The sequence below is a fragment of the Mesorhizobium sp. KR1-2 genome (assembly GCF_040045035.1).
Classification (GTDB): Bacteria; Pseudomonadota; Alphaproteobacteria; order Rhizobiales; family Rhizobiaceae; genus Pseudaminobacter.
In genome coordinates this window covers 39,739-61,082 of the sequence record NZ_JBDZDS010000014.1, presented here as the reverse complement: position 1 = coordinate 61,082, position 21,344 = coordinate 39,739, and the positions used below count along the sequence as shown (strand labels likewise).

Annotated in this window: 19 protein-coding genes; 9 read left to right on the top strand and 10 right to left on the bottom strand. The window is 60.7% G+C overall.

Features of this window, described 5'->3' with window-relative positions:
* Positions 1-87: 87 nt before the first annotated feature.
* Entirely contained in the window at positions 88-726 is a 639-nt protein-coding gene (locus tag ABLE85_RS22610; RefSeq protein WP_348794963.1) for a LysE family transporter, read from the bottom strand.
* 340 nt (positions 727-1,066) lie between these two features.
* Between ABLE85_RS22610 and ABLE85_RS22605 the strand changes: the two genes are divergently transcribed.
* Positions 1,067-2,233, top strand: a complete 1,167-nt coding sequence (locus ABLE85_RS22605) for a LuxR C-terminal-related transcriptional regulator (protein WP_348794962.1) — start codon at positions 1,067-1,069, stop codon at positions 2,231-2,233.
* A 584-nt stretch (positions 2,234-2,817) separates the two neighbouring features.
* Here the strand turns inward: ABLE85_RS22605 and ABLE85_RS22600 are convergent.
* Positions 2,818-3,450, bottom strand: coding sequence for a tyrosine-type recombinase/integrase (locus tag ABLE85_RS22600; RefSeq protein WP_348794961.1), 633 nt, complete (start codon positions 3,448-3,450; stop codon positions 2,818-2,820).
* A gap of 723 nt (positions 3,451-4,173) precedes the next feature.
* Here ABLE85_RS22600 and ABLE85_RS22595 point away from each other — a divergent pair.
* The 4 genes from ABLE85_RS22595 (at position 4,174) to crcB (ending at position 8,371) form a co-directional block, all read left to right on the top strand.
* Positions 4,174-5,298, top strand: coding sequence for a hypothetical protein (locus ABLE85_RS22595; RefSeq protein ID WP_348794960.1), 1,125 nt, complete (start codon positions 4,174-4,176; stop codon positions 5,296-5,298).
* A 235-nt stretch (positions 5,299-5,533) separates the two neighbouring features.
* On the top strand, positions 5,534-6,763 hold the full coding sequence (gene fmdA / locus ABLE85_RS22590) for a formamidase (RefSeq protein ID WP_348794959.1): 1,230 nt from the start codon (positions 5,534-5,536) through the stop codon (positions 6,761-6,763).
* A 70-nt stretch (positions 6,764-6,833) separates the two neighbouring features.
* A complete protein-coding gene (locus ABLE85_RS22585) occupies positions 6,834-7,376 on the top strand; it encodes an AmiS/UreI family transporter (protein ID WP_348794958.1) in 543 nt (180 codons plus the stop codon).
* Positions 7,377-8,002: 626 nt separating this feature from the next.
* Entirely contained in the window at positions 8,003-8,371 is a 369-nt protein-coding gene (gene crcB / locus ABLE85_RS22580) for a fluoride efflux transporter CrcB (protein ID WP_348794957.1), read from the top strand.
* A 589-nt stretch (positions 8,372-8,960) separates the two neighbouring features.
* On the opposite strand, the gene ABLE85_RS22575 is transcribed toward crcB, so the two are convergent.
* From ABLE85_RS22575 to ABLE85_RS22560, 4 genes are read right to left on the bottom strand one after another with little or no spacing between them, the layout of a single operon-like run.
* Positions 8,961-10,235, bottom strand: a complete 1,275-nt coding sequence (locus tag ABLE85_RS22575) for a TRAP transporter large permease (RefSeq protein ID WP_348794956.1) — start codon at positions 10,233-10,235, stop codon at positions 8,961-8,963.
* Positions 10,236-10,248: 13 nt separating this feature from the next.
* The gene (locus ABLE85_RS22570; protein WP_348794955.1) at positions 10,249-10,758 is read right to left on the bottom strand and encodes a TRAP transporter small permease; all 510 of its coding nucleotides are present in this window, start codon (positions 10,756-10,758) and stop codon (positions 10,249-10,251) included.
* Positions 10,759-10,779: 21 nt separating this feature from the next.
* Positions 10,780-11,772, bottom strand: coding sequence for a TRAP transporter substrate-binding protein (locus ABLE85_RS22565; protein WP_348794954.1), 993 nt, complete (start codon positions 11,770-11,772; stop codon positions 10,780-10,782).
* A 40-nt stretch (positions 11,773-11,812) separates the two neighbouring features.
* The gene (locus ABLE85_RS22560; protein ID WP_348794953.1) at positions 11,813-13,201 is read right to left on the bottom strand and encodes an amidase; all 1,389 of its coding nucleotides are present in this window, start codon (positions 13,199-13,201) and stop codon (positions 11,813-11,815) included.
* 291 nt (positions 13,202-13,492) lie between these two features.
* On the opposite strand from ABLE85_RS22560, the gene ABLE85_RS22555 reads away from it, so the two are divergent.
* Positions 13,493-13,978 carry a RidA family protein gene (locus tag ABLE85_RS22555; RefSeq protein WP_348794952.1) on the top strand — a complete coding sequence of 162 codons (486 nt, stop codon included), beginning with the start codon at positions 13,493-13,495 and terminating at the stop codon, positions 13,976-13,978.
* On the opposite strand, the gene ABLE85_RS22550 is transcribed toward ABLE85_RS22555, so the two are convergent.
* Together ABLE85_RS22550 and ABLE85_RS22545 are read right to left on the bottom strand one after the other, a co-directional pair.
* On the bottom strand, positions 13,969-14,913 hold the full coding sequence (locus tag ABLE85_RS22550; RefSeq protein WP_348794951.1) for a LysR family transcriptional regulator: 945 nt from the start codon (positions 14,911-14,913) through the stop codon (positions 13,969-13,971). The two genes, ABLE85_RS22555 and ABLE85_RS22550, sit on opposite strands and share 10 nt — an antisense overlap.
* Positions 14,914-15,379: 466 nt before the next feature.
* Positions 15,380-16,858, bottom strand: a complete 1,479-nt coding sequence (locus ABLE85_RS22545) for a protein adenylyltransferase SelO (RefSeq protein WP_348794965.1) — start codon at positions 16,856-16,858, stop codon at positions 15,380-15,382.
* A 307-nt stretch (positions 16,859-17,165) separates the two neighbouring features.
* Here ABLE85_RS22545 and ABLE85_RS22540 point away from each other — a divergent pair, with 307 nt between their 5' ends.
* Positions 17,166-17,636, top strand: a complete 471-nt coding sequence (locus tag ABLE85_RS22540; RefSeq protein WP_348794950.1) for a metallophosphoesterase family protein — start codon at positions 17,166-17,168, stop codon at positions 17,634-17,636.
* A gap of 98 nt (positions 17,637-17,734) precedes the next feature.
* Here ABLE85_RS22540 and ABLE85_RS22535 read toward each other — a convergent pair whose 3' ends face one another.
* Positions 17,735-18,226 carry a MarR family winged helix-turn-helix transcriptional regulator gene (locus ABLE85_RS22535; protein WP_348794949.1) on the bottom strand — a complete coding sequence of 164 codons (492 nt, stop codon included), beginning with the start codon at positions 18,224-18,226 and terminating at the stop codon, positions 17,735-17,737.
* A gap of 66 nt (positions 18,227-18,292) precedes the next feature.
* On the opposite strand from ABLE85_RS22535, the gene ABLE85_RS22530 reads away from it, so the two are divergent.
* Both ABLE85_RS22530 and ABLE85_RS22525 read left to right on the top strand, forming a co-directional pair.
* Positions 18,293-18,583 (top strand): DUF1330 domain-containing protein, encoded by a 291-nt coding sequence (locus tag ABLE85_RS22530; protein ID WP_348794948.1) that lies wholly within the window; start codon positions 18,293-18,295, stop codon positions 18,581-18,583.
* 622 nt (positions 18,584-19,205) lie between these two features.
* A complete protein-coding gene (locus tag ABLE85_RS22525; protein WP_348794947.1) occupies positions 19,206-19,982 on the top strand; it encodes a hypothetical protein in 777 nt (258 codons plus the stop codon).
* Positions 19,983-20,083: 101 nt separating this feature from the next.
* On the opposite strand, the gene ABLE85_RS22520 is transcribed toward ABLE85_RS22525, so the two are convergent.
* Entirely contained in the window at positions 20,084-21,277 is a 1,194-nt protein-coding gene (locus tag ABLE85_RS22520) for a HAMP domain-containing sensor histidine kinase (RefSeq protein WP_348794946.1), read from the bottom strand.
* Positions 21,278-21,344: the final 67 nt, after the last annotated feature.

Sequence of the window (21,344 nt, the reverse complement as noted above, 5' to 3'; positions counted from 1 at the left end):
TAACGCCATGTCGATCACTCCATAGCCCCCGCTGAAAACACGCGGGGCAAGGTTCAAACATGGGTCACTTCTCGATGGAAATATTCGCTAATCCCGGGTCAGTTCCTGGCGGAAATCAACAGAGGCAGCTACGCTCGCGAGGATGAACCCCGAAACAAGATCGAAGATCCGGGTTCCGGTCCTGTTTCGGAGGAACGAGGCGACGAACCCACCGCCAAACGAAAAGCCATAGCAGGTGAGCATGCTTGTCAAGACAAGAGCCGTCACGAATTGCAGCCGTTCGGTTTCGGTGTCGAATGACTGCTGCAAGGCTGCCGGAATAAAGAACAATTCGAGATAGGTGAGCGGGTTCAGACACACCACGCTCAAAACCCGGACGATGCAGGACGAGCCGCTCTCCCGCACTGCGGCCCCGTCTTCGAACTCCCGCCCCTTGACGAAAGCACGAAACGAAAGGAACGCGAACCAGCAGATGGCTGCGAAGCCAAGTGCTAGAAGCACGGCATGAACGCTCGGGTCTATGCTTCCGGCCATTACTGTAAATGCGAGTGATGCCACTATCAGCGCGACATACGTTGCGCAGACAAGACTGGGCACGATCACAGTGCGGCCGCGCTTCACCCCTTCCCGCATCATCATCAGGTTGTTGGGGCCAATAGATGCCATTGAGGCGAAGCCAAAGGCAAGACCAGCTTGAAATCCGAGCATATCACCATCCAGCCTCATGCTGGCAGCCTCTCATCCTGAGCAGGCCAGCGGCCTTGGTTGAGCAACTGCATTGCCGCAATGGCTTCGTCTTCCGTGGAAGATACCAACATCATGCCGTCAGCCATGGCTGGCAGGTCGAGCGCGTTGTCCCAGACCGGATGACCGTGACGCCCTCGCTCTCGTCGCGAAGCCTCGCGGATTGGACACTCCCACATCGGCATCCCACCGCGCTTCCTCCAACTGGAGGATACGAATCCAACTCATGTCCGTGTGTACTGCGGCGCGACGGGGCACGTGTTTCCCAGGTTGTGACGGCTGGGCTAAGATGATCTTCTCACGAGTGTCTGAGGATGCGACCATGAGTGAATTTCCGTCGCAGGAAGACTTGTCCGAGACGATCGGCGCGATCTATGACTGCGCCCTCGATCCCGGAGGCTGGGAGGCCACGCTCGACCGGATTAGATGCCTGACGAACGCCTGCAATGCCCAACTCGGGTTGTTCGACCTGGTAGGCAAGCGCGTGCTGCTGGCCAAGAGCGTAGGGGTCGAGGCGCACTGGCTGGAGAGGCAGGCCACGTATCAGGCGGAATTCGCCATGTGGCAGAGGCTGCCACAGGCCATTCCCTCCTCTCCGGATGAACCGCAGGTTCGTTCGCGCGACCTGCCACCGGAGATCGTCGCGTCGTCGCCCTTTGTGGTCGAGTGGTGCGTCCCGCAGGGCATCGTCGATTCAATGGGCATGGTGCTGCTGCACAACCCCACCCGGCATGCGCAGGTCGGCGTGGGGCGGCATCGCTCGGTCGGGTTGATCACCAAGCGCGAGATCAGGCTGGGACAACTGCTAGCGCCGCATCTGCGGCGCGCCGTCACCATCAGCAACATCCTGGAGGCGAAATCGCTGGAGGTCGACACGGCGCGACAGCTGTTCGATTCCCTTGAAGCCGGCGTGGTGCTTACCGATGGCCGCGCCCGGATATTGCAGGTCAACGTCGCTGCCGAGGCCATGCTGCGGGCCGGTGCGCCGGTTCGCCGCGCGGCGGGCGTGTTGCAGACCAGCGTCGCGCAGGCGACGATAGAATTGCATGCGGCGATCAGCCTTGCCGCCGGCAACGAACCCGCCATGGGCGGCATCGGCTTGGCGGTGCGGTTGACGGAATTTGGCCAGATACCGGCCCTTGCCAGCGTGCTGCCGCTGTCTGCGGGCACGGTACGCAAACTTCTCGAACCGCGGGCACGGGCAGCCGTCTTCATCAGCACCGTCGATGCGGGTGCCGATGGCGCGGAGGTGCTTGGGGTTGCCTTTGGCCTCACTCGCACCGAAACTCAGGTGCTCGGCATGCTGCTCGCCGGCCACACGCTGACCGCAAGCGCGATTGCCCTCGGCATCGCGCGCACCACGGCAAAGACCCATCTCGGCAACATCTTTGCCAAAGTGGGCGTGTCGCGGCAGGCTGACTTGGTGCGCCTGGCTTCGCATCTGAGTGCTCAGATTGGGCGGCCCCCTAAAGATGGCCCGCGTACGTAGGCGCGGGCTTCCAGCAGCGACCAGGCGCAGAACGCCATCTAGCCTAGCCAGCAACAACGTCGGCCTTCAGAAAACATTGAAGCTGATTTCAACGACCGACATGGGTCCGCGTCGCTGCCTAGCAGTTCAGCGGTGGTGTCGGGAACACGGATAAGAGCTCGAAAATTCAAGGTACTCCGAAAATGGTGTGAGAGTCCCTTCCTCCGCTGGCTTACCGGCACCGAGGGCTTCTCGCCAACGCAGGCGGTGGCGATCGTGCTGGCCTGGATCCTGAGCCTTGGGTGGATGATACGGCACCTTCGTCGCTACCATCCGCGCTGCTCAGCAGAATGACCACTCACGGCGCAAACCACAACCTTCGGCATGGTCACACGTAATGTCTGCTTCCGGCCGAGGCCATGCTGGTCTCACGACCGATATTAGGCGCAGAGCTGTAGGTCATGTTGGCTGACCGAAAGTCCGCTTGCTTGCTATGCCCGCCCGAAAGCGGTCATTCCGCTTTCCACTCCGGGACAGACCGGAGAGCCAACCTTTCCAACAGGCCGAAGCGGTCATCCGTGGTGCATCGGGTGACCGCTTCAATGTCAGATTTCAGTTCGCTCGGCTAAAAGCAACGCATCCTCTACATCGACGCCAAGATACCGAATGGTGTTCTCGATCTTGGAGTGACCGAGCAAGATCTGAATGGCGCGGAGATTGCCCGTCGCCTTGTAGATCATTGATGCCTTCGTGCGACGAAGCGAGTGAGTGCCATACTCCTCTGGACGCAGGCCGATCGCGGTCACCCACTCGTCAACCAGGCGGGCGTACTGCCTCGTGCTCGTGTGGCGGGAGTGAGTGATCCGGCTCGGGAATGCATAGTCATCGACGGTGCCCCGACGTCTTTCGAGCCAAGCCAGAAGGCTGGCTCTCACGTCGCTGGTTATCTCGAACTGGACTGGACGACCCGTCTTTTGCTGAACGACGATCGCACGGGTCCTTATTTCCGGCCCGGCGACTAGATCGCGAATCCTGATCTTGACCAGGTCGCAGCCGCGAAGCTTGCTGTCGATAGCCAGATCGAACAGAGCACGGTCCCGAATGCGTCTTTCGCGATCAAGAAAGAAGCGAATAGCCCAGATCTGTTTCTGGGTAAGCGGACGCTTGGTTCCCACCTTCTTTCCCGCATTCCAAGTGGCGCGCTCACGGCTAGCATCATCGTATTGAGAGTGACCCATGTGAGTTCTCCTCGGCCTTGATTGGCCAATGGAGAAACGGAGGCGCCAGCGTTACCGCTCGGGGGCCGAGAGCGGTCCGGCAGCTTCGGAACTCGGAGCCTCAAAAAGCGGACCTATAGGTCAGCCCGAGCATCATAGTGACGTGAACCTTTTCTGCCCCTCCTGAGTCGGACTGGCTTCTCGAAAGCGGCCGTTCAAGGCAACCAACGCACATGGCCCGACAACGACGTTCACTTGGCATCGCTTCAACGACCGCAGCCAAGCCGTTTACTGCCGTTCTTCCGGTATAGTTATCGATTGCTAGCTGCAAGGTAGCTGCGTCGAATTTGCAGCATGGCGCATTGAAGCGACCGCTCGCCGCATCCCAAGGTCATTTGGCGAGTGCCAGCCTTCAGTCGAATTCCTCTTCAATCCCGGCAAGCCGTTCCTTTGCGTTGTGGTTCCCGTTCGCAACATGAACAGTTGCCTTTGTGGCACGTCGATGTCTCCGCGTCCGCTCGAATAATCGCCGATGGCGGTCGCCCGCTTATGCTGCGGGCAGCAAGGTTGTGATGACGGTGTGCCGGCCGCCAGGGCGTATTTTTGAAACAACGCCGCGAGCTTCGATGATGATACCCGGTCGAGTTAAGGCTGGCCAAGTAGAACTGCCGCGTTAGCTCTAGAGGAAATTGCGTCAAGAACGAAGGTTTTGCCTGTCGACCCAGTCAGGTGACGGAGGAAGGCATGTCAGACACCGTGCTAGATCTCGACCCTTTGCTCGACCTTGCCTATGGCGCCGCGGTGCGGGAAGGCGCCTGGTCCGACCTGTTGTGCCGTCTCAATATGCAGCTGAACGCAAGTCAGATCGGCCTTTTTCGACATAGTGTCCTGACTGGCACCGGGGACATTCAAGAGGCCGTCGGCATTACGCCCGACTTCCGAAACCGCTATCTTTCCATGTCGAACGTTTGGTTGCGAGACAGGCACCGTCTTGGCCCAGGGGGAGTGACGTCGGGTGCCGAGCTGGTCCCGCCCTGGGAGCTCGTTTCGACGGAGTTCTATCGCATGTGGTTGCGACCACAGCGCGTATTCCAAGCGCTGATCGGAGTCGTAGCTCGAGACGACTCGGTCGTTCATTGCCTCATCGCCTTCCGCCAGGACCGGATGCCGGAATTCGAAGACAGTCGCAGGGCCCTGCTGGCAGCGATCCTTCCTCATCTGCGGCGAAGCTTCGATTTAGCCATCTCTTTCAATCGGACCATGGAGGAGTCAAGTCTGCGGCTACGGCTTCTCGATCGCATCCCCGGGGCTGTTCTGGTCGTCGACCGATACGGTATCGTGCAAATGCACAATGCCGCTGCCAAGTGCCTTCTCTCCGAACGAGACGGCCTTCTCCTCGTGGCCGGCCGGCTCTCTGCGGTTATTCCCAGGGAAAACAATCATTTGAGCTCCGTCCTGGCGCGGGCAAGCGATGGAGGGTGCGCACCCGCAGATGTTCAGATGTTCGTAAGCCGCCCAAGCAGCCAGCCGCTGATGCTGACGATATGCCCGATCGGAGCGAGGCCGAACCGGGGCGACAAGGACCAACCTCTGATTGCGGTGTTCATCCGCGACCCTTCGCGATCCGCTTCGCCATCGATCAACCAACTGCGGCACCTGTTTCGTCTGACCCCGGCAGAGGCGCGGCTTGCCACACTGGTCCTGACCGAGCGAAGCCTGCTCGCGGCCGCCGCCGCCCTGCAAATCTCGAAGAACACGGCACGCACGCATATGAAGCGTATTCACGCCAAGACCGAAACGGGGACGTGGTCTGATCTGCAGCGGCTGCTCGGTACTACAGCTTGGGACTTGCAGGGTCGATCCGAATGACCTCGGCCTTCGTTCCCAGACCCGGACTTCGGCCTTGTCACCCCGAGAGGTGATGACAGGCGGCGGCATGAGTTACATCTTTCCTGTTCAAACTCGCATTGCATCAACGAAAAGGCGGTGAACCGCTGGCAGGCGATCCGATAGCCACGGCAGAACACGGCCATTCGTCCAGCGCCTTCCTCCGCAACAGTCGCGGAGTGCGGATTTTTTGCCAACCCCACGGGAGGAAACAGCCATGCCCAAGACAGCGTTCAAAGTCGATCTGTCGAAGGCTCCCGAGCAGGCGGAGCTCAAAACCCACAATCGCTGGCATTCGGACATTCCCATGGTCGAGACGTTTCGACCGGGAGACGAATTCCGGGTCGAGTGCTACGATTGGACAGGCGGCCAGATCGACAACAATGACAGCGCCAACGACGTTCGCGACGTCGACCTCACCAGGGTTCACTATCTGAGCGGTCCCTTCGGTGTGGAGGGTGCGGAGCCTGGTGATCTCCTCGTCGTCGACTTGCTCGATCTCGGTGCCTTGCCGGACTCGCAATGGGGCTTCACCGGGATATTCGCGCGCGAGAACGGCGGCGGATTCCTGACCCAACACTACCCGCAGGCCCGCAAGGCCATTTGGGACTTCCATGGTATATACTGCACCTCGCGGCATGTGCCGGGGGTTCGGTGGGCCGGCATCATTCACCCGGGCCTGATCGGCACGCTGCCCTCACGCGAGCTCCTCGAGCGGGCCAACAAGCGCGAGGCGGAGCTCATCTCCACCGATCCGAACCGGGTACCGCCCTTGGCCGTTCCGCCGTTCGCGGACACCGCCCTGATGGGCAAGATGACGGGCAAGAAGGCTCAGGATGCCGCGAAGGAGGCATGGCGCACCGTTCCTCCCCGGGAGCACGGCGGCAATTGCGACATCAAAAACCTGTCGCGTGGATCGCGGGTCTACTTCCCCGTGTATCAGAAGGGCGCCGGACTCTCGATGGGCGATATCCATTGGTCACAGGGTGACGGTGAAATCACGTTCTGCGGCGCCATCGAAATGGCCGGCTTTATCGATATCGGCGTCGACATCATCAAGGATGGCGTCCGCAAATATGGCGTCACCAACCCGATCTTCCAGCCCAGCCCGATCGAACCGCGCTTTTCCGAGTATCTGATTTTCGAGGGCATTTCGGTGGACGAGACCACCGGCAAACAATATTACCTCGATGCCCACGTTGCCTATCGCCGGGCCTGCCTGAATGCCATCGAGTACCTGAAGAAATTCGGATACACGGGCGAGCAGGCCTATGTCCTTCTCGGGACTGCCCCGGTGGAGGGCCGCATCAGCGGCATCGTGGATATCCCGAATGCCTGCTGCACCCTCGCCATTCCGACGGAAATCTTCGACTTCGACATTCGTCCGAATGCCTCGGGACCGACCCGGCAGGTTTCCGGAGAGCGCGATGTGGCGGTAACCACTTGAGGGGCACTTATCCGCCCGAGGCGGGCCATCCGCGCTCGGGCGGCACTCAATCAAGCGGGAGGAACGTGTGATGATCCTCGGATTGGCTCTGTTTTGGGTGGGAGCAGTTCTTTTCCTCAATGGCATCTGGCTCATGGGGAAGATCGGCGACCGGGAGATTGCAGTCATCGACGTCTTCGTCGGTGGGCTCACCCTTATTGTCGCGCTATATTTTGCCTTCGGGCCGGGCGCAAACGCAGCCTCGATAAAGGCAGCGGCGCTGACGCTGCTCTTTTCGTTCACGTATTTTTGGGTTGCCTGGAACCGGTGGAACGGAGCGGATGGCCGTGGCCTTGGCTGGTTCTGCCTGTTTGTGGCAATCACGACGGTTCCAGTGTTCCTGGACACCTTCGCGCATGCGAAATCCACCTGGGACATCTGGTTCGGCATCTCCTGGCTATCCTGGGGCGTCCTCTGGTTCCTGTTCTTCCTGATCCTGGCGCTTGGCCGCACGCAGCTGACGCGATCGACAGGGTTTCTATGCATGCTCCAGGGCATCTACACCGGATGGATCCCCGGCTACCTGCTGCTCAGCGGCCTGATGCCAGGCGGCCCGGTCCCTCCCCCGACCTGACAGATGAGATCGCGGCGCTCAGCCATTCGGGAGATCACAGCCATGCCAATCTATTCTTTCGCCTGTCTGACCTGTGGCGAGTTCACCGACATGCGCAGCATGGACCGGGCGGCCGAGGACGCGGCGTGCCCGCTCTGCGGAAGTCCGGCTCCACGGACAGTTTCGGCCCCCTATATCTGGGGCCGGGGCGTGAATCCTCTGGTCCGTTACGCCCATGAGCGGAACGAGCGCAGCGCTCACGAGCCCCGCGTGGTCAGCCGGCAGCAATGGCAATGCGAGGCTGCCGCGCCGACACAGTCCCGGCTTCATGGCGCCGGCCTCTGCAACTGTTGCGTGACAAGCAGCTTTGGCCACCGGTAGTCCAGCGACCGACGGCCTGGTGCGCCGCCGGTCCCGCCCATCAAGGCGGTCTATCATGGCCATGCAGGGCAGGACTGCCGTCGTACGGCCGCCTCGTTCCCCACCGATGCCGGAGCAAATTTGCTTCCGATGGCGTCCTGCCCGCTGACTAGTACAGCATGGGCATGCGGCCGCGAGAACGCCGGATGGTTGTGAGCCGAGCGTTGCCGTTGGCGGGACATGACGTCTCAAGCGCAAGCCTCCCGCAACTACCATCAGGTGCTGCGATGTTCCCTACTGTTCTCGTTTTTCTAGGGGGCGGCATCGGCTCGGCGCTTCGCTACGGCGTCAACGTTGCTGCGGTTCGTATCTTCGGGCTCGCCTTTCCCGTCGGCACGCTGACAGTCAACATCGTGGGCTCGTTCGTGATGGGCCTGCTTGCCGCCTACTTCGCCCCCAAGGGAGAAGCGGCTCAGGCCTGGCGGATTTTTTTCATGACAGGGGTCCTTGGGGGCTACACTACCTTCTCGGCCTTCTCGCTCGATACAGCTTATCTCTACGAACGGGGGCAGCCCGTTGTGGCATTGCTCTACGTGCTCGTGTCGGTCGCCGGCTCCCTTGCCGCCGTATTTCTCGGGCTCATGCTGATGCGATAGCAATGGGGAGTTATGCTGCGGTTCAAAGGGCCTCGATAAGCGTAAGCGGATCGCGCGAGGTGGGTGCCGCCAGCAGGCGGCGACGCGGCGGCCGGCAACGCCGCGTCGCCGACTATTTCACCGAGTTCGAACACCTTCATCGCCCAGGCTTTGAGCAGAGGCGACGGGTCGCATCCGGTCGTACGAAGAACGTCCGCTGTTGAGATGCACCACGGATGTCCGGAAGTGGCGCAACCGCGACCTTCAGCGTGATCGCCGGCGATGTCTGCTCTCAGGAAGCCGCGAACCTGATCTTTATGGCCGACATGGGGCGCGTTGCTGACTGGCAGTTGGGGTGCCGCAAGCCGACCGTCTGCTTGCGGTAGGCGCCGCAATAGCCCGGACATTCGCTGTCGAATTCGCCCGGGGCCTGGCGATGAGCCCATAGCCACTACCTCGCCTGAGGCAGGCGCGCTCCCAACAAATCATCCTGAAATTGATCCATTCAGACCCATAATGACAAACCCCGCCGAAAATCGACGGGGTTTGTCAGCAGTCTGAAGCATCGCGCAGATGCGCGGTGCCGTTTGGCGGATCGGCCTTTGCAGCCTCAGTACAAGATGTTCGGCAGCAGCATGCTGAGGACTGGAATGTAGGACACGATAAGCAGGGCCACCATCATAAGCAAAATCGTCGGCAAGGCGGCCCTGAAAACCTCGAACAGGGTCATTTTGGCGACGCCCATGGCAACGAACAGGTTGAGGCCGACAGGAGGGGTGAGCATCCCCACCGACAGGTTGACCAGCATGATGATGCCGAAATGGATCGGATCGACGCCGACCTGCTGAGCGATGGGTTGCATCAGCGGGCCGAGGATGATGATGGCGGAGGCGCTGTCGAGGAAGCAACCCGCCACCAGCAGGATGAGGTTGAACAACGCCACGATCAGGACCGGATTGTCGGTGCCCGACAGGATCTGGCTGGCCAGTTGCGAAGGGGCGCCGGTCGTTGCCAGCAGCCATGAGAAGGCCGAGGCGCCAGCGGTGATCAACAGCAGCGGCCCGGCCAGCAGGCCGGTATTGCGCAGGATGACCAGCGTTTCCCGCACAGAAATGGTACGATAGACAATAGCCCCGATGAACCAGCCATAGATGCAGGCGGTGGCGGCGGATTCGGTCGGGGTGAACACGCCGGTGTAGATTCCACCCAACAAGATCACGGGCAGGCCGAGCCCCCATGCCGCTCGCTTGAATGCAGTGACGATGCGCTCCAGGGTGGGGAACGGATCGCGCGGATAGCCCTTGCGGGCGGAATACCAGCACGCATAGCCGATCAGCAGCCCACCGATCACCAGCGCAGGCAAAAGCCCAGCGGCAAACAGCTTGCCGACCGAGGTGCCGGTGACGGAACCATAGATGATGAGCGCGATGGAAGGCGGCACTATGGGGCCGAGCGTGCCGGCGGTGGTCACGAGCCCGATCGAGAAGAAGCGATCGTAACCCGCCTTGACCATGGCCGGATACATGATCGTGCCGATGGCAACGACGGTGGCGGGACTGGATCCCGATATGGAGCCGAACATCAGGCAGGCGACCACCGTGGCGGCGGCCAGGCCGCCAGGCAGCCAGCCGATGAGCGCCCGCGCCACGTCGATCAGCCGGTCCGACAGGCCGCCGATGCGCATCAGTTCGGCGGCCAGCACGAAGAACGGAATGGACATGAGCGAGAAGTTGTTCATGCCTGAGAACATGCGCATCGGCACCACGAGGGGGTCGATCCCGCCCGCAAAATAGAGGATCAAGGTGACCGCGAGGGCGAGCGCCGCAAAAATCGGCAGACCAAGCACCAGCAGCCCGAAAAAGGCCGGAACCAGCGTTCCTACCATGGTTCTTTCTCCGTCAGGTGTTCATGATGTCGGCCTGCGGCGGGACATAGTCCCGCCCGGCGAGAAGATTGGCGAGCACCAGCAGGTAACGCAGCATCATGAACACGCCCGAAGCCGGTATGACCAGATAGATGTAGCCGACCGGCACGCGCATGGCGGGCGAGAGTTGCCCCATGCGCAGCGTGTTTATCGACAAGCGGCTGCCGTAATAGATCAGCACGCTGGCGAAGATCAGGCCGAGGCAAACGGACCCGATACGCAGGGCGTGCGACAAACGGGGGCCGGAAAAGGCGTAGGCGGCATCGACGCTGATGTGCGCGGCATAGCGGACTCCCATTCCCATGGTCAGGAAACTCATGGTGATCAGGGAATACAGGATCAATTCCTCCGACCAGTAGATAGAGTTGTTGAAGACATACCGCGCCACCACTTGGATGATGGCGACGATGGTTGCCGTGAGTACCAGGACTGTGACCAGACCGTTTTCGATCCAGTCCACGATCCGGTTCGATGCCTCGATCATGATTTCCGGCCCCCGAAACCGTCAGCCCTTGGCCGCGGCGATGGCCTTGTCCAGAAGTTCCGGCGTCACCTTGGGGCGGAACTCCTCATAGATCGGCTTCGACCGCTCGATGAAGGCTTCACGCCCTTCCGACGAAAGCTCGCGAATATCAATCAATCCCTTGATCTCTTCCAGGATCTTGGCCTCGTCCTCGAGCGTGTATTGGCGCGCCGCGTCGCGGCCCACGACCATGGCGTCCTCGACCACTTTCTTCAGGTCATCCGGCAGACTGTCCCACGCCTGCTTGTTCATGATCGCCGCATAGGTGTGATAGGTGTGGGCAGTCAGCGTCATGTTTTTCTGAACTTCGTAGAACTTCATGGAATAGATGTTGGCGAAGGGATTCTCCTGCCCCTCGACAACGCCCTGCTGAAGACCGTTATAGACCTCGGTGTAGGCCATCGCGGTCGGGTTCGCCCCATAGGCGCGATAGGTGGACAGGATGGTCGGGGCCTGCAGCGTGCGCATCTTGATGCCCTTGAGGTCATCCGGGCTCTCGATCGGGCGCACATTGTTGGTCATGTGCCGGAAGCCGGCACCCCACATGGCAATGCCCTTCAGATTGTTCGGCTCGAGAGAATCGAGCAGCTCACGGCCGACCTCGCCGTCGAGCACCCGCTTCATCGACTCGTCGTCGGTGAGCAGGAACGGCAGGTCCATCAGGTACATCTTCTCGTTGAAGTTCGCGAGATTGCCCGTCGGCGGAATGGCGATGTGGACGAGCCCCATCTGGGTCTGTTCGATGATCTCGACGTCACCCCCAAGCTGGGCGGCCGGGCGAATGTTGATCTGGATGCGGCCGTCGGAGTTCTTCTCCACCTCTTCCTTGAAGACAACGGCGGCTCTTGCGTTCGGAGTGTTTTCCGTCAGCACGTGGGCGAAGGTGAAGTCGAAGTCGGCGGCCATGGCTCCGATCGCGCCGAAGCAGACGGCCATGGCGGTCGCAGCCGACAATTTGAACTTATGCATTGTCATGGTTCTTCTCCTCTTTGAATCATGAATGGATTGGGCGGTTTCAATTTGAAAGGGGCAGGGACCCGAGGATGTCCGTCGCTTTGCCCAGCGCAGCCTCGACGGCGAGGCCGGCTGCGAGCAGGTCCCGCTCCTGCATGGGCGGCCCAATCAGTTGGAGGCCGACCGGCATGGCGTGGGCGTCGAGGCCAATGGGAAGGCTCATGGCACACCAGCCGAAGAGGTTGGCGATAGCGGTGTTGCGCAGCACCATCATGTTGGCCCTGCGATAGGATTCGGTATCCTCCAGCTCCGACAGCAGCGGTGCGCTGATCGCCACTGTCGGCGTGGCAAGCACGTCGCACTGTTCCAGGGCCTGCCTTGCAAGAAGACCGTTTTGCGCCAGCACGGCGCGCCGGCGCAGATATTCGGTCGCGGAGACGCTTTCGGCGCCTTCCACGCGCATGCGGACAACCGGGTCCAGTCGGGCGATTCGCTCGGGAAAATTGCGGTTCAGGAAATCACGCAGTTCGAGGCTGCCCAGCCCGCCGAGTTGGAACACTGCGATCACCTCGTCGCAACCTGGCAGTTCGAGCGGTACCAGCCGCGCGCCCTGCGCCTCGAGCTTGCGCAAGGCGATTTCAGTGACATCCGCAATCGACGGCTCGACCTCGTCCCAGAAGAAATTTTGGGGCACGCCTATACGCAAGCCGGCGAGCGGGCAAGCCTGGATGGACTCATCGGATTCACCGTCGAGCGCGGCGAAGGCATAGGCCAGATCTTCAACCGTTCGACACAATATGCCGGGCGTATCGAGCGATGGAGACAAGGGAACTATCCCCTGGTTCGACCAGCGCCCATGGGTGTTCTTGAGCGCGACCTGACCGGTCAACGAAGCGGGGATACGGACAGAACCGGCGGTATCGGTGCCCAGCGCCACCAGCGCCGATCCCTGTGCCAGCGAAACGCCGGCCCCCGAACTGGAGCCGCCGGGCGCGCGCGGCGCTCCGGGAGCCGACCATGGATTGACCGGCGCGCCCCAGTGGGCGTTGACGCCCAAACCGCCGAAGGCAAACTCGACCGTATGGGTCTTGCCTGTTACCACGCCCAACTGGCCGAGCAGCCGCTGCACCAGCGGGCCGGAGCGTGCCCAGCTTTCGGGAAAGGCAGTGTCCGTTCCCGCGAATACCGGCAGTCCCGGAACCCCGAAAAGGTCCTTCACCGAAACCGGAATGCCCATGAGCGGGCCGAGGTCGACACCGCTCGCGAGCAGAGTGTCGACCGCTCCGGCATGGACCATCGCGCGCTCGCCTGCCCAGGTCTTGTAGGCATTCAACCTTGCCTCGGTCGACCGATAGCGCGCGGTCGCTTCCTCCATTAGCGCCCGCGCGGTAAGGTGACCTTCCCTCAAATCGCCTGCGATCTGGCGCAGCGACCTGTCGGCGTACAACATCCATACCTCCCAAATTCGTCGTTGCGACGACTAAGACCAGACGGGTGCGGGACGGCAACGCCTTTGTGCCGCGAGACTGGAACCCCCGTGCTGGAGGGCTCCACTCGGATGGCTGCTCTTCAAAGCAATATCCGTTTGATATCGCTATCGAATTTGATGGATGTGACTGCCCTGGTAGGCGCTCGGCTACGCTGCGTGTTGCCGGGAAGGCAAAAGTCCGTTGCCCTCATTTGCGCTCGATTGCCCGTTCTTTCCAATTAGGGTCGGCGCCGAAACCTCAGGAGATCAGATATGGCGCATGAAACGGAGAGGCGGCTGAAGGAATTGGGAATCGTCCTTCCGAGGCCACCCAAGGCTGTCGGCAACTATGTTCCAGGCGTGGTGGTGGGCAACATTCTCTACCTGGCCGGGACGCTCGGCACCCAGCCGGACGAGAATGACGAAGATGTTCTGCCCTATGCCGGCAAGATCGGGACCGATCTGACCATCGAGCAGGGCTACGCCTCGGCCCGGCTGATGGCCATTAACCATCTGGCCATGATGAAGGCCGTGCTCGGCGATCTGGATCGCGTGAAGCGGATCGTCAAAATGGTCGGCTACATAACCTGTGGCCCTGGTTTCCAGCTTCCGCATCTGGTTCTCAACGGTGCTTCAGATCTCTATGTGGCACTGTGGGGGGAGGAACGCGGCAAACACGCCCGTGCCGCCTTGACTCAGCACGAGCTGGGTTTCAATGCGCCGGTCGAGGCAGAACTGACGATCGAGATCTACGAATAAGCAGCCGACAAGCTGGCCATCAACTCGGCGTCGGCCCTCTCGCCAACCGCGAAGGCGTCGACGATAGAGCTCAGAAAGGTGGACGCTGCGGGCGGAAGCTGCTGGTTGCGGCGAACTACGGCGTGAATATGCCGGTGTTCGAACTCTGGACATTTCAGGTTGATAGGGACCAGTAGCCCCGCCCTCACTTCATTCAAGGCCGCCTGCAGGGGAAGATAGATAACCGCGCCCGTGCAACTGGCGTGATAGGCGAGGAAGTGGAATTGGTCGGCAACCAGGGCGGCGTTGGGCCGCCGACCGATGCGGGCGAAGGCACGCTTGACCAGGTGATGGATACCGAATGTATCGTCAGGCAGCACGCATGGCATGTCGGCCAGATCGGTGAGTGTGACTTCCCGCCCATCGGCAAAGGGATGATCAGGCGAGGCAAGAGCCAGCAGTGACTGGCGCCATGAACCGACGATTTCGATCATTGGATGCGAAAAATGATCGTAGAGGAAGCCGATTTGGCAGACATGCTGTTCGAGCGCCTCCAGCACCCGCATACGCCCCCTGACCCGCACCCTGAAGTTCACAGCACCGTGTGTCTGTCGGAACGAAGCGATCTGGTCGGAGAGAAACGGCCGGGTGATGCCTTCGACGGTCGCGATAGAAACGGATCCGCCCTTCAGCCCTTGGAGGTCGGCAATTTCGCCTTCAATTCTGTCGACTCTGTCGAAGATCTCTTCCAGATGGCTGAGCAGAATGTGCCCGGCCTCTGTCAGCACGACACCCCCGGAGCGGCGCTCCACCAGCCGAATTCCAAGGTCATGCTCCAGCTTGCTGATCTGGCGACTGATTGCCGAAGGTGCCACTTGCAACCGGTCGGCTGCCTGGCGGATAGACTGGGCGCGAGCCACCTCCATGAAATAGCGTCCGGCCACCAGATTCAGCATAGACAGTTGCGACACAGCCGGACTTCTTTGATTGGAGTTCCCGAGTTTGGTGATTTTGCAACTTATGCTCAGTCAGTCTAGTCACGCGGATCCAAAATGCGCTGCATAGGGCGTTCTGCGTTCGGCGAGGTCCTGACTCGCCGCATGATGGCGGCGAGCGCGACCTCGAATAGCGTCATCGTATTGAGAGTAACCCATGTCAGTTCTCCTCGGCCTTGATTGGCCGACAGAGAAACGGACAAAAGCCAACACTACAGCTTGGGGGCCGGCAGCAGACAGTCCGGTTTCGAGCCTCTGATGTGGGATAGCTGCCGGCAAAAAAGCGCGGCGATCCCAGAGACGGCTTCCGCCCCCACAGACAGCAATAGCTGCCATTCCGCTCCCCCACCCCATTCTCGCCGAACCATGCATGGTTAAACGATCAGACAGCAACCGATCTCATTCGGCACCTGTACCGTAGTAGCAATTACGTACCGCAGAATGTCTGCAGGACGCGCTCTTCGTCTGCTGGTGGCTGCGCGTATTCCTCCATCTCGGGCTGCTCGTCGAACGGACGCGCCAGGACAGCGAGCAAGCTCTGGAAAGGGCCAAAGTCGCCTTCATCGGTGGTGGCGGCGATGGCAGCTTCGACACGGTGATTGCGGGCTATGTACTTCGGGTTCACCGTGCGCATCCGAGCAGTCCGGTCGGCTGCATTCTCCGGCTCGCGAGCCAGCCGTTCACGCCAGCGCGAAGCCCAGCTATCGAAAGCAGTAGGGTCGATGAAGTGGTTGCGTACTGGGCCGGAGCCGTCGACCTCATGAGCGAGATCGCGAAATGTAAGGGTGAAATCCGCCCCGTTGCGCGCCATCAGGTCAAGCAGTTCGGCGGCAAGATCAAGGTCGCCCGGCCGTTCGGTAAACAGCCCGATCTTGTGGCGGATGCCTTCATGAAACGCAGCCTCGTAGCGTGCCTGGAACAATCCGATCGCCGCTTTCGCCTGCTCAAAGCCTTCATCGTCTCCGCCTGCTTCGCTTCCCAGAATGGGCAGCAGCGCTTCGGCCAGTCGCGCCAGGTTCCAGACGGTGATGCGGGGCTGGTTTGCAAACGCGTAGCGGCCTTGATGGTCGATGGAACTGAACACAGTCGCCGGATGATAGGCGTCCATGAACGCACATGGACCATAATCGATCGTCTCGCCAGAAATTGCTACGTTGTCGGTATTGAGGACGCCATGGATAAAGCCGACCAGCATCCATTGTGCCACCAGCTTCGCCTGCGCTGCTACAACGGCGTTGAGGAACCCAAGGTAGCGACGGGGGACTTCGGCGAGATGCGGATAGTGCCGCGCAATTGCGTAGTCCGCCAACGCCCTCAGGCCGTCGATGTCTTCCCGTACGGCAAGGTACTGGAACGTGCCGACGCGGATGTGGCTGGCGGCAACGCGCGCTATCAGCGCTCCGGGAAGCCTGGTCTCGCGGTAGACGTGCTCGCCAGTGGCAACCAGCGATAGGGTTCGGGTGGTTGGGATCCCGAGTGCGTGCATCGCCTCGCTGACGATGTACTCGCGCATCATCGGTCCGAGCGCTGCGCGCCCATCGCCATTGCGGGAAAACCGGGTCGGACCGGAGCCCTTCAATTGAACGTCGCGCAATTGGCCGCTGGTATCGAGCAACTCTCCGACGAGGACGGCACGACCGTCGCCAAGCTGCGGCACGAAGTTGCCGAACTGGTGACCCGCATAGGCCTGGGCGATGGGGCGCACGTCAGCGGGGAAGCGGTTTCCGGCCAGCATTTCGATACCGTCAGGACTACGCAACCAGCCGATGTCGAGGCCTAGTTCCGTCGCCAGTGTTTCATTCAGTTCAAGCAGACGCGGTGTCGAAACCGAGGATGGATCCGGACGGGCGTAAAGCCGTTCGGGGAGGTCGGCGGCATAAGTGTGTTGGAACCGGGGACTGCGCATGACATCTCGGGGCTTGTTCAGGATACCAGCTAGATAGGGATGCTGCGGGTCGCGGGCCAACAATTTGAGAGGGGCTGTTGGGTCGCAACCCAATCGCAGTTTCTGATATTGGACGTCCAGCCAGGAAGCTGCTGTCAATTGTCGCCGTAGCGCCATTCCATATCTAGAAGGAAGCGAGCGGCCGAGGGTCTGATTCTAATTGGCGTACTCTTGACGTAGTCCTCGTTCTGGGTCTCCAAGCGCAGACCAACGACTCCGAAGTCAGCATTCTCGCCAGTGCCAGCGAGGACTGATAGTTCTGGGCTCTATGAACATTCTCGGCGTGATCTCAGATACTCACGGCCTTCTGCGTGAGGACGCTGTTGCGCTTCTCCAAGGCGTCGACCACATCGTCCATGCGGGCGACATTGGAAACCCCACCATCATCGAGAGTTTGGAACGTGTTGCGCCAGTCTCGGCAATTCGCGGCAATGTCGATGTCGAGCCGTGGGCGTCTATGTTTCCAGATACCCTTCAAGTGACGCTGTTCGGGCAGAAGATATTCGTGATCCACGACCGAAAGGATATGACGTTTGCTCCAGCCAGGATGGGCATCAATCTCGTGATTTCTGGTCATTCTCATCGTGCCAGTATCGAGAGCCGCGATGACGTTATTTATCTCAACCCGGGCAGTGCAGGCCCGCGCAGGTTCAGGCTGCCCATCACCTTGGCAATGGTCCAGATCATCCACGGGCGATTGGTGCCCAAGATTTACGAGATTGCCTCAGATCTTCACTGAAGCCGTCAGCATGTCTGACAAAGGGCCGGTTCCGGGCCGTCCGCTGCTGGGCGGCAATGAGCGGATAAGCTGCCGTTCTGCATCCGCCCCAATACCGGTCATTCCGCCACGTCGCAGGGCGTCGCGAAACCGGCCGTCGAGGTCGCAGCCTGTGCGGCGACAGCAAGCTGAGACATGACGCTCCCCGCAACACGCAATGCCTCCTCGCCAAGAGCCTCAGCTAACCGGATGCGGGCGCGCTCCCAGGCGGCCATGGACTCGTCCATCAACCGGCGACCCTCGTCGGTAAGCACCAAGCGTTTGCCGGCCCGGCCCCGTCCCCCATGATTGCGCACAAGATTGCTCCGCTCGAGGTTCTTTACGCCGCGGCTGAGAGTGGTGGCGTCCACCCCGGCGCGCGCCGCCAGCTCAGCGAGCGTCGGTTCATGGCTACCGCCGATCCCCACCAGAAGGCTGAACTGCTCTGCGGTGATCCCCAAGGGCCGAAAGCAGGCATTGTAGTAGCGAGTGAGCGCCCGTGCGGTGACCCGGGCCTGGAAGGCCGGGCATTCGGTTTCGACGCGGCGATAGAAATCAGAAGCCTCTGTCATTTGCAGGTCTCGACACTCTCCAATTCATGAAATACTGCATATACATCATTATTAGGGAGCTGCGCCATGACGGCCTATGTCCACGTCAATCTGCGTATCAAAGATCCGGCAAGGCAAGCCGCATTGGCGCCGCGGTTTCAGTCAGCGCTACAGGCTGCAGGGGGCCGCATCCTCCATTTTGGGCCGGTAGCCCAGATGCTGGAAGGGGACGTGACGCCATTGCCGATGGCCGGCATCTTCGAATTCTCGACCCTAGCCGACGCGCTGGCGTTTTATCAGTCAACGGAGTACGCGCCGATCAAGGTTGAGCGCGACGCGGCGCAGGAAGCACGCATGTTTGTTGTCGACGCGGGCTAAAGAGTTCGAAGACCGCGATTGTCCGGCCGCCTGGCCCTGACGGATGCGCCGGTTCTTCCCGTTTCCCAATCCTTTTGGGAAAGCCGGCCACCTGGGCAAAGGCGGCTATCGCAGGTCCGCCCCCTGGAACCGGCCTGTCTATAATCCACCGATCTGGCCGTTGTGCTTTTCGTCGGCGGCATCCGGCTTGGGGCCGTTACCGGACGGTCAGCTTCTGGTCTCGAAAATGCGATAGCGGTCATTCAGCGCGGCAAGACTGACGTCGCCACCTGACCCAAAGGCGATACCTGCTGAATAAGCAGAGCGCCTTGCGGGCAGGTGCCTTTGAATTGTCTAGGCTACCAAGAATACGACACCGGCTGCCTCCTTACGAAATGGTAAGCTAGCAGTCAGGGAGCGGTGAGATCTTGAGGATAGTAATCGGGCTGTGGCGGCGCTTCTGGCTTCTCCCCCCGGTCTCGAGCATATGAGCCTGTTTCCAAAGCTAGGTTTGCTGGCTGCCACGTGCCGAGCCAGGGTTCAGCATCTACCACGAGACGCTCTGATCGAGGATCCGTTGCGTGCTCCCGCGGTAATCTGTCGTCCCTGTCCAAACGGACAGCGCCTTCCAAGGACGAATGATATGAGCTCGATCCCGGAAAAAACTCTCACCAAGGTTCCCGAGGTGACCCTCGGGTTCTGGATAGTGAAAATCGCTGCCACAACGCTTGGCGAAACAGGCGGCGATACGGTCACGATGACACTGAACTGGGGCTATCTCGTCGGAACCGCTATCTTCCTGTCACTACTCGTCGTGCTTGTCCTAGCTCAGATCGCCGCCAAGAAATTCTATCCAGGTCTCTATTGGGCTACGATTGTCGCCTCGACGACGGCTGGAACGACCATGGCCGATTTCGTCGATCGTTCGCTCGGCATCGGCTATACTGGCGGCTCCTCGATGCTTCTTGCCTGTCTTTTGGGGGTTTTGGGGCTCTGGTATTGGACCATGGGGTCGATATCGGTAGAGACGGTGGCAAGCCCCAAGGTGGAAATGTTCTATTGGGCAGCCATCACTTTCTCGCAAACCCTTGGCACCGCCCTTGGCGACTGGGTCGCTGATACGTCGGGCCTAGGCTACCTCGGAGGCGCGCTGGTTTTTGGCGCCGCACTGGCTGTTGTTAGCGCAATCTACTTTTGGACGAATTTCTCACGCGTCATACTGTTCTGGGCCGCCTTTGTGCTTACGCGCCCCTTGGGCGCCACGGTCGGCGATTTTCTCGACAAGCCGCTCCATGACGGCGGTCTCGCGCTCAGCCGACCACTGGCGTCTCTGGCTCTGACGCTCTTCATCGTTGCCTGGATCGTCCTGTTTCCCCAGCGTGCGGGTCGGCACTTAGGCGCCTCCGATAGCGCGAATTAGCGAAATCGTTCCAAATGGTCAGGACAACGCTCGAGGTCCAAAATGCAAGGCCTGCAACATCGGATATACAGGCTGGTATACAGGCTGCCTCTGTTCGTCATTTACATGGCAGGAAATGCGATTCTGACCGTCACGCCGGGCCGGTTGTCATCGAGCGAAAGTTCCGCCCCGTGCAGGTCGGCGATCGCGCGCACCAGGCTGAGGCCAAGGCCGCTGCCTGGTGTCGTCCGGCTCTTCTCGACCCTGTAGAGCCGTTGAAACACCCGCTCCCGCTCGGCAGGCGGAATGCCAGGCCCATTGTCGGAAACCTCGGTCACGACCTTGTCGCCACGATTTCCGACCTTGATTTCGATCCGCGTTCCGGGACCAGAGTGCCGAATGGCGTTCTCGACCAGGTTGGCGAACATCTGGACCAGAAGTTCACGGTCGCCGGAAATGGGGCTTGCCTTATGGTGTCCCTCCGCAATGGCCAGGGACTTACCGTCATCCTCGGCCACGTCGGCGTAAATCTCGATGATCGAGGCCACCACCTCATTGAGATCAACCGGCGCGAAGCGGGCCTTGCGCGATCCCGCCTCGATCTGTGCGATGCGGAGCAGCGCGTCGAAGGTTTCGTTGATACGGTCGACTTCGGCACGTGCTTCATTCAGCTCATCGGCAACCGGCGCACCTTTTTCATCGCTGTTGACGGCGCTCTCGATGGTCAGTTTGAGCCGATTGAGGGGCGTCTTCAAATCATGCGCAATATCCGTGCTGACCTGCTTCATGCCTTCGACCAATGCGGCCAGTCGTTCCAGCGCAGCATTGATCTGGCTGGACACCGCATCGATATCGTCACCGCTGCCAAGCAAGGGAATGCGGGCGTCCAGCCTGCCGTTGGAGACGGCGACCATCGTGTCGGCGATGCGATCGAGGCGCCGTTGAACGCGGGAGGCGAGCAAGGCACTGCCGGCAAAGGCAATGGCAATGATAATGCCGAGCGCCCAGCCAAAACTGGTCAGTGCGATCTTCTCCAGGTGATCGGTCTCGGCAAGGCTGACGCCGACGGCAAGCCAGTTGTCACCGACCTTTCCCGAGACGATACGGTAGCTGGTGTTGCCCGGTAAGCCGAGATCGCCGGCCGGCAATGTCGTGATGCCTGCCGGCTTGGACGTCATGGTGAAGTTGCCGGCCAGCGTTTTGCCGGTCGGATTCAACAAGACAAAAATCCTGTCCTCCGGCTTGGTCAGCCGCGCATAGGTCTCGACCACGCCGACGAGATCCTCCAAATCGCCTTCGCCATAGGTGGCGGCCACCACCGACCATGTCTCGCGCGCCGTGCTGTCGAGCCCGGCGGCAAGATCGGCCTTCATGATCTGGTAG

Excerpts from the sequence above, each read along its gene's own strand:
- crcB (WP_348794957.1), top strand. The coding sequence starts at position 8,003 with ATGTTCCCTACTGTTCTCGTTTTTCTAGGGGGCGGCATCGGCTCGGCG.
- ABLE85_RS22525 (WP_348794947.1), top strand. The coding sequence starts at position 19,206 with ATGAGCTCGATCCCGGAAAAAACTCTCACCAAGGTTCCCGAGGTGACC.
- ABLE85_RS22610 (WP_348794963.1), bottom strand. The coding sequence starts at position 726 with ATGAGGCTGGATGGTGATATGCTCGGATTTCAAGCTGGTCTTGCCTTT.
- ABLE85_RS22575 (WP_348794956.1), bottom strand. The coding sequence starts at position 10,235 with ATGGTAGGAACGCTGGTTCCGGCCTTTTTCGGGCTGCTGGTGCTTGGT.
- ABLE85_RS22560 (WP_348794953.1), bottom strand. The coding sequence starts at position 13,201 with ATGTTGTACGCCGACAGGTCGCTGCGCCAGATCGCAGGCGATTTGAGG.
- ABLE85_RS22605 (WP_348794962.1), top strand. The coding sequence starts at position 1,067 with ATGAGTGAATTTCCGTCGCAGGAAGACTTGTCCGAGACGATCGGCGCG.
- ABLE85_RS22550 (WP_348794951.1), bottom strand. The coding sequence starts at position 14,913 with ATGCTGAATCTGGTGGCCGGACGCTATTTCATGGAGGTGGCTCGCGCC.
- ABLE85_RS22545 (WP_348794965.1), bottom strand. The coding sequence starts at position 16,858 with ATGCGCAGTCCCCGGTTCCAACACACTTATGCCGCCGACCTCCCCGAA.
- ABLE85_RS22555 (WP_348794952.1), top strand. The coding sequence starts at position 13,493 with ATGGCGCATGAAACGGAGAGGCGGCTGAAGGAATTGGGAATCGTCCTT.
- ABLE85_RS22540 (WP_348794950.1), top strand. The coding sequence starts at position 17,166 with ATGAACATTCTCGGCGTGATCTCAGATACTCACGGCCTTCTGCGTGAG.
- ABLE85_RS22530 (WP_348794948.1), top strand. The coding sequence starts at position 18,293 with ATGACGGCCTATGTCCACGTCAATCTGCGTATCAAAGATCCGGCAAGG.
- ABLE85_RS22600 (WP_348794961.1), bottom strand. The coding sequence starts at position 3,450 with ATGGGTCACTCTCAATACGATGATGCTAGCCGTGAGCGCGCCACTTGG.
- ABLE85_RS22585 (WP_348794958.1), top strand. The coding sequence starts at position 6,834 with ATGATCCTCGGATTGGCTCTGTTTTGGGTGGGAGCAGTTCTTTTCCTC.
- ABLE85_RS22565 (WP_348794954.1), bottom strand. The coding sequence starts at position 11,772 with ATGACAATGCATAAGTTCAAATTGTCGGCTGCGACCGCCATGGCCGTC.
- ABLE85_RS22570 (WP_348794955.1), bottom strand. The coding sequence starts at position 10,758 with ATGATCGAGGCATCGAACCGGATCGTGGACTGGATCGAAAACGGTCTG.
- fmdA (WP_348794959.1), top strand. The coding sequence starts at position 5,534 with ATGCCCAAGACAGCGTTCAAAGTCGATCTGTCGAAGGCTCCCGAGCAG.
- ABLE85_RS22535 (WP_348794949.1), bottom strand. The coding sequence starts at position 18,226 with ATGACAGAGGCTTCTGATTTCTATCGCCGCGTCGAAACCGAATGCCCG.
- ABLE85_RS22595 (WP_348794960.1), top strand. The coding sequence starts at position 4,174 with ATGTCAGACACCGTGCTAGATCTCGACCCTTTGCTCGACCTTGCCTAT.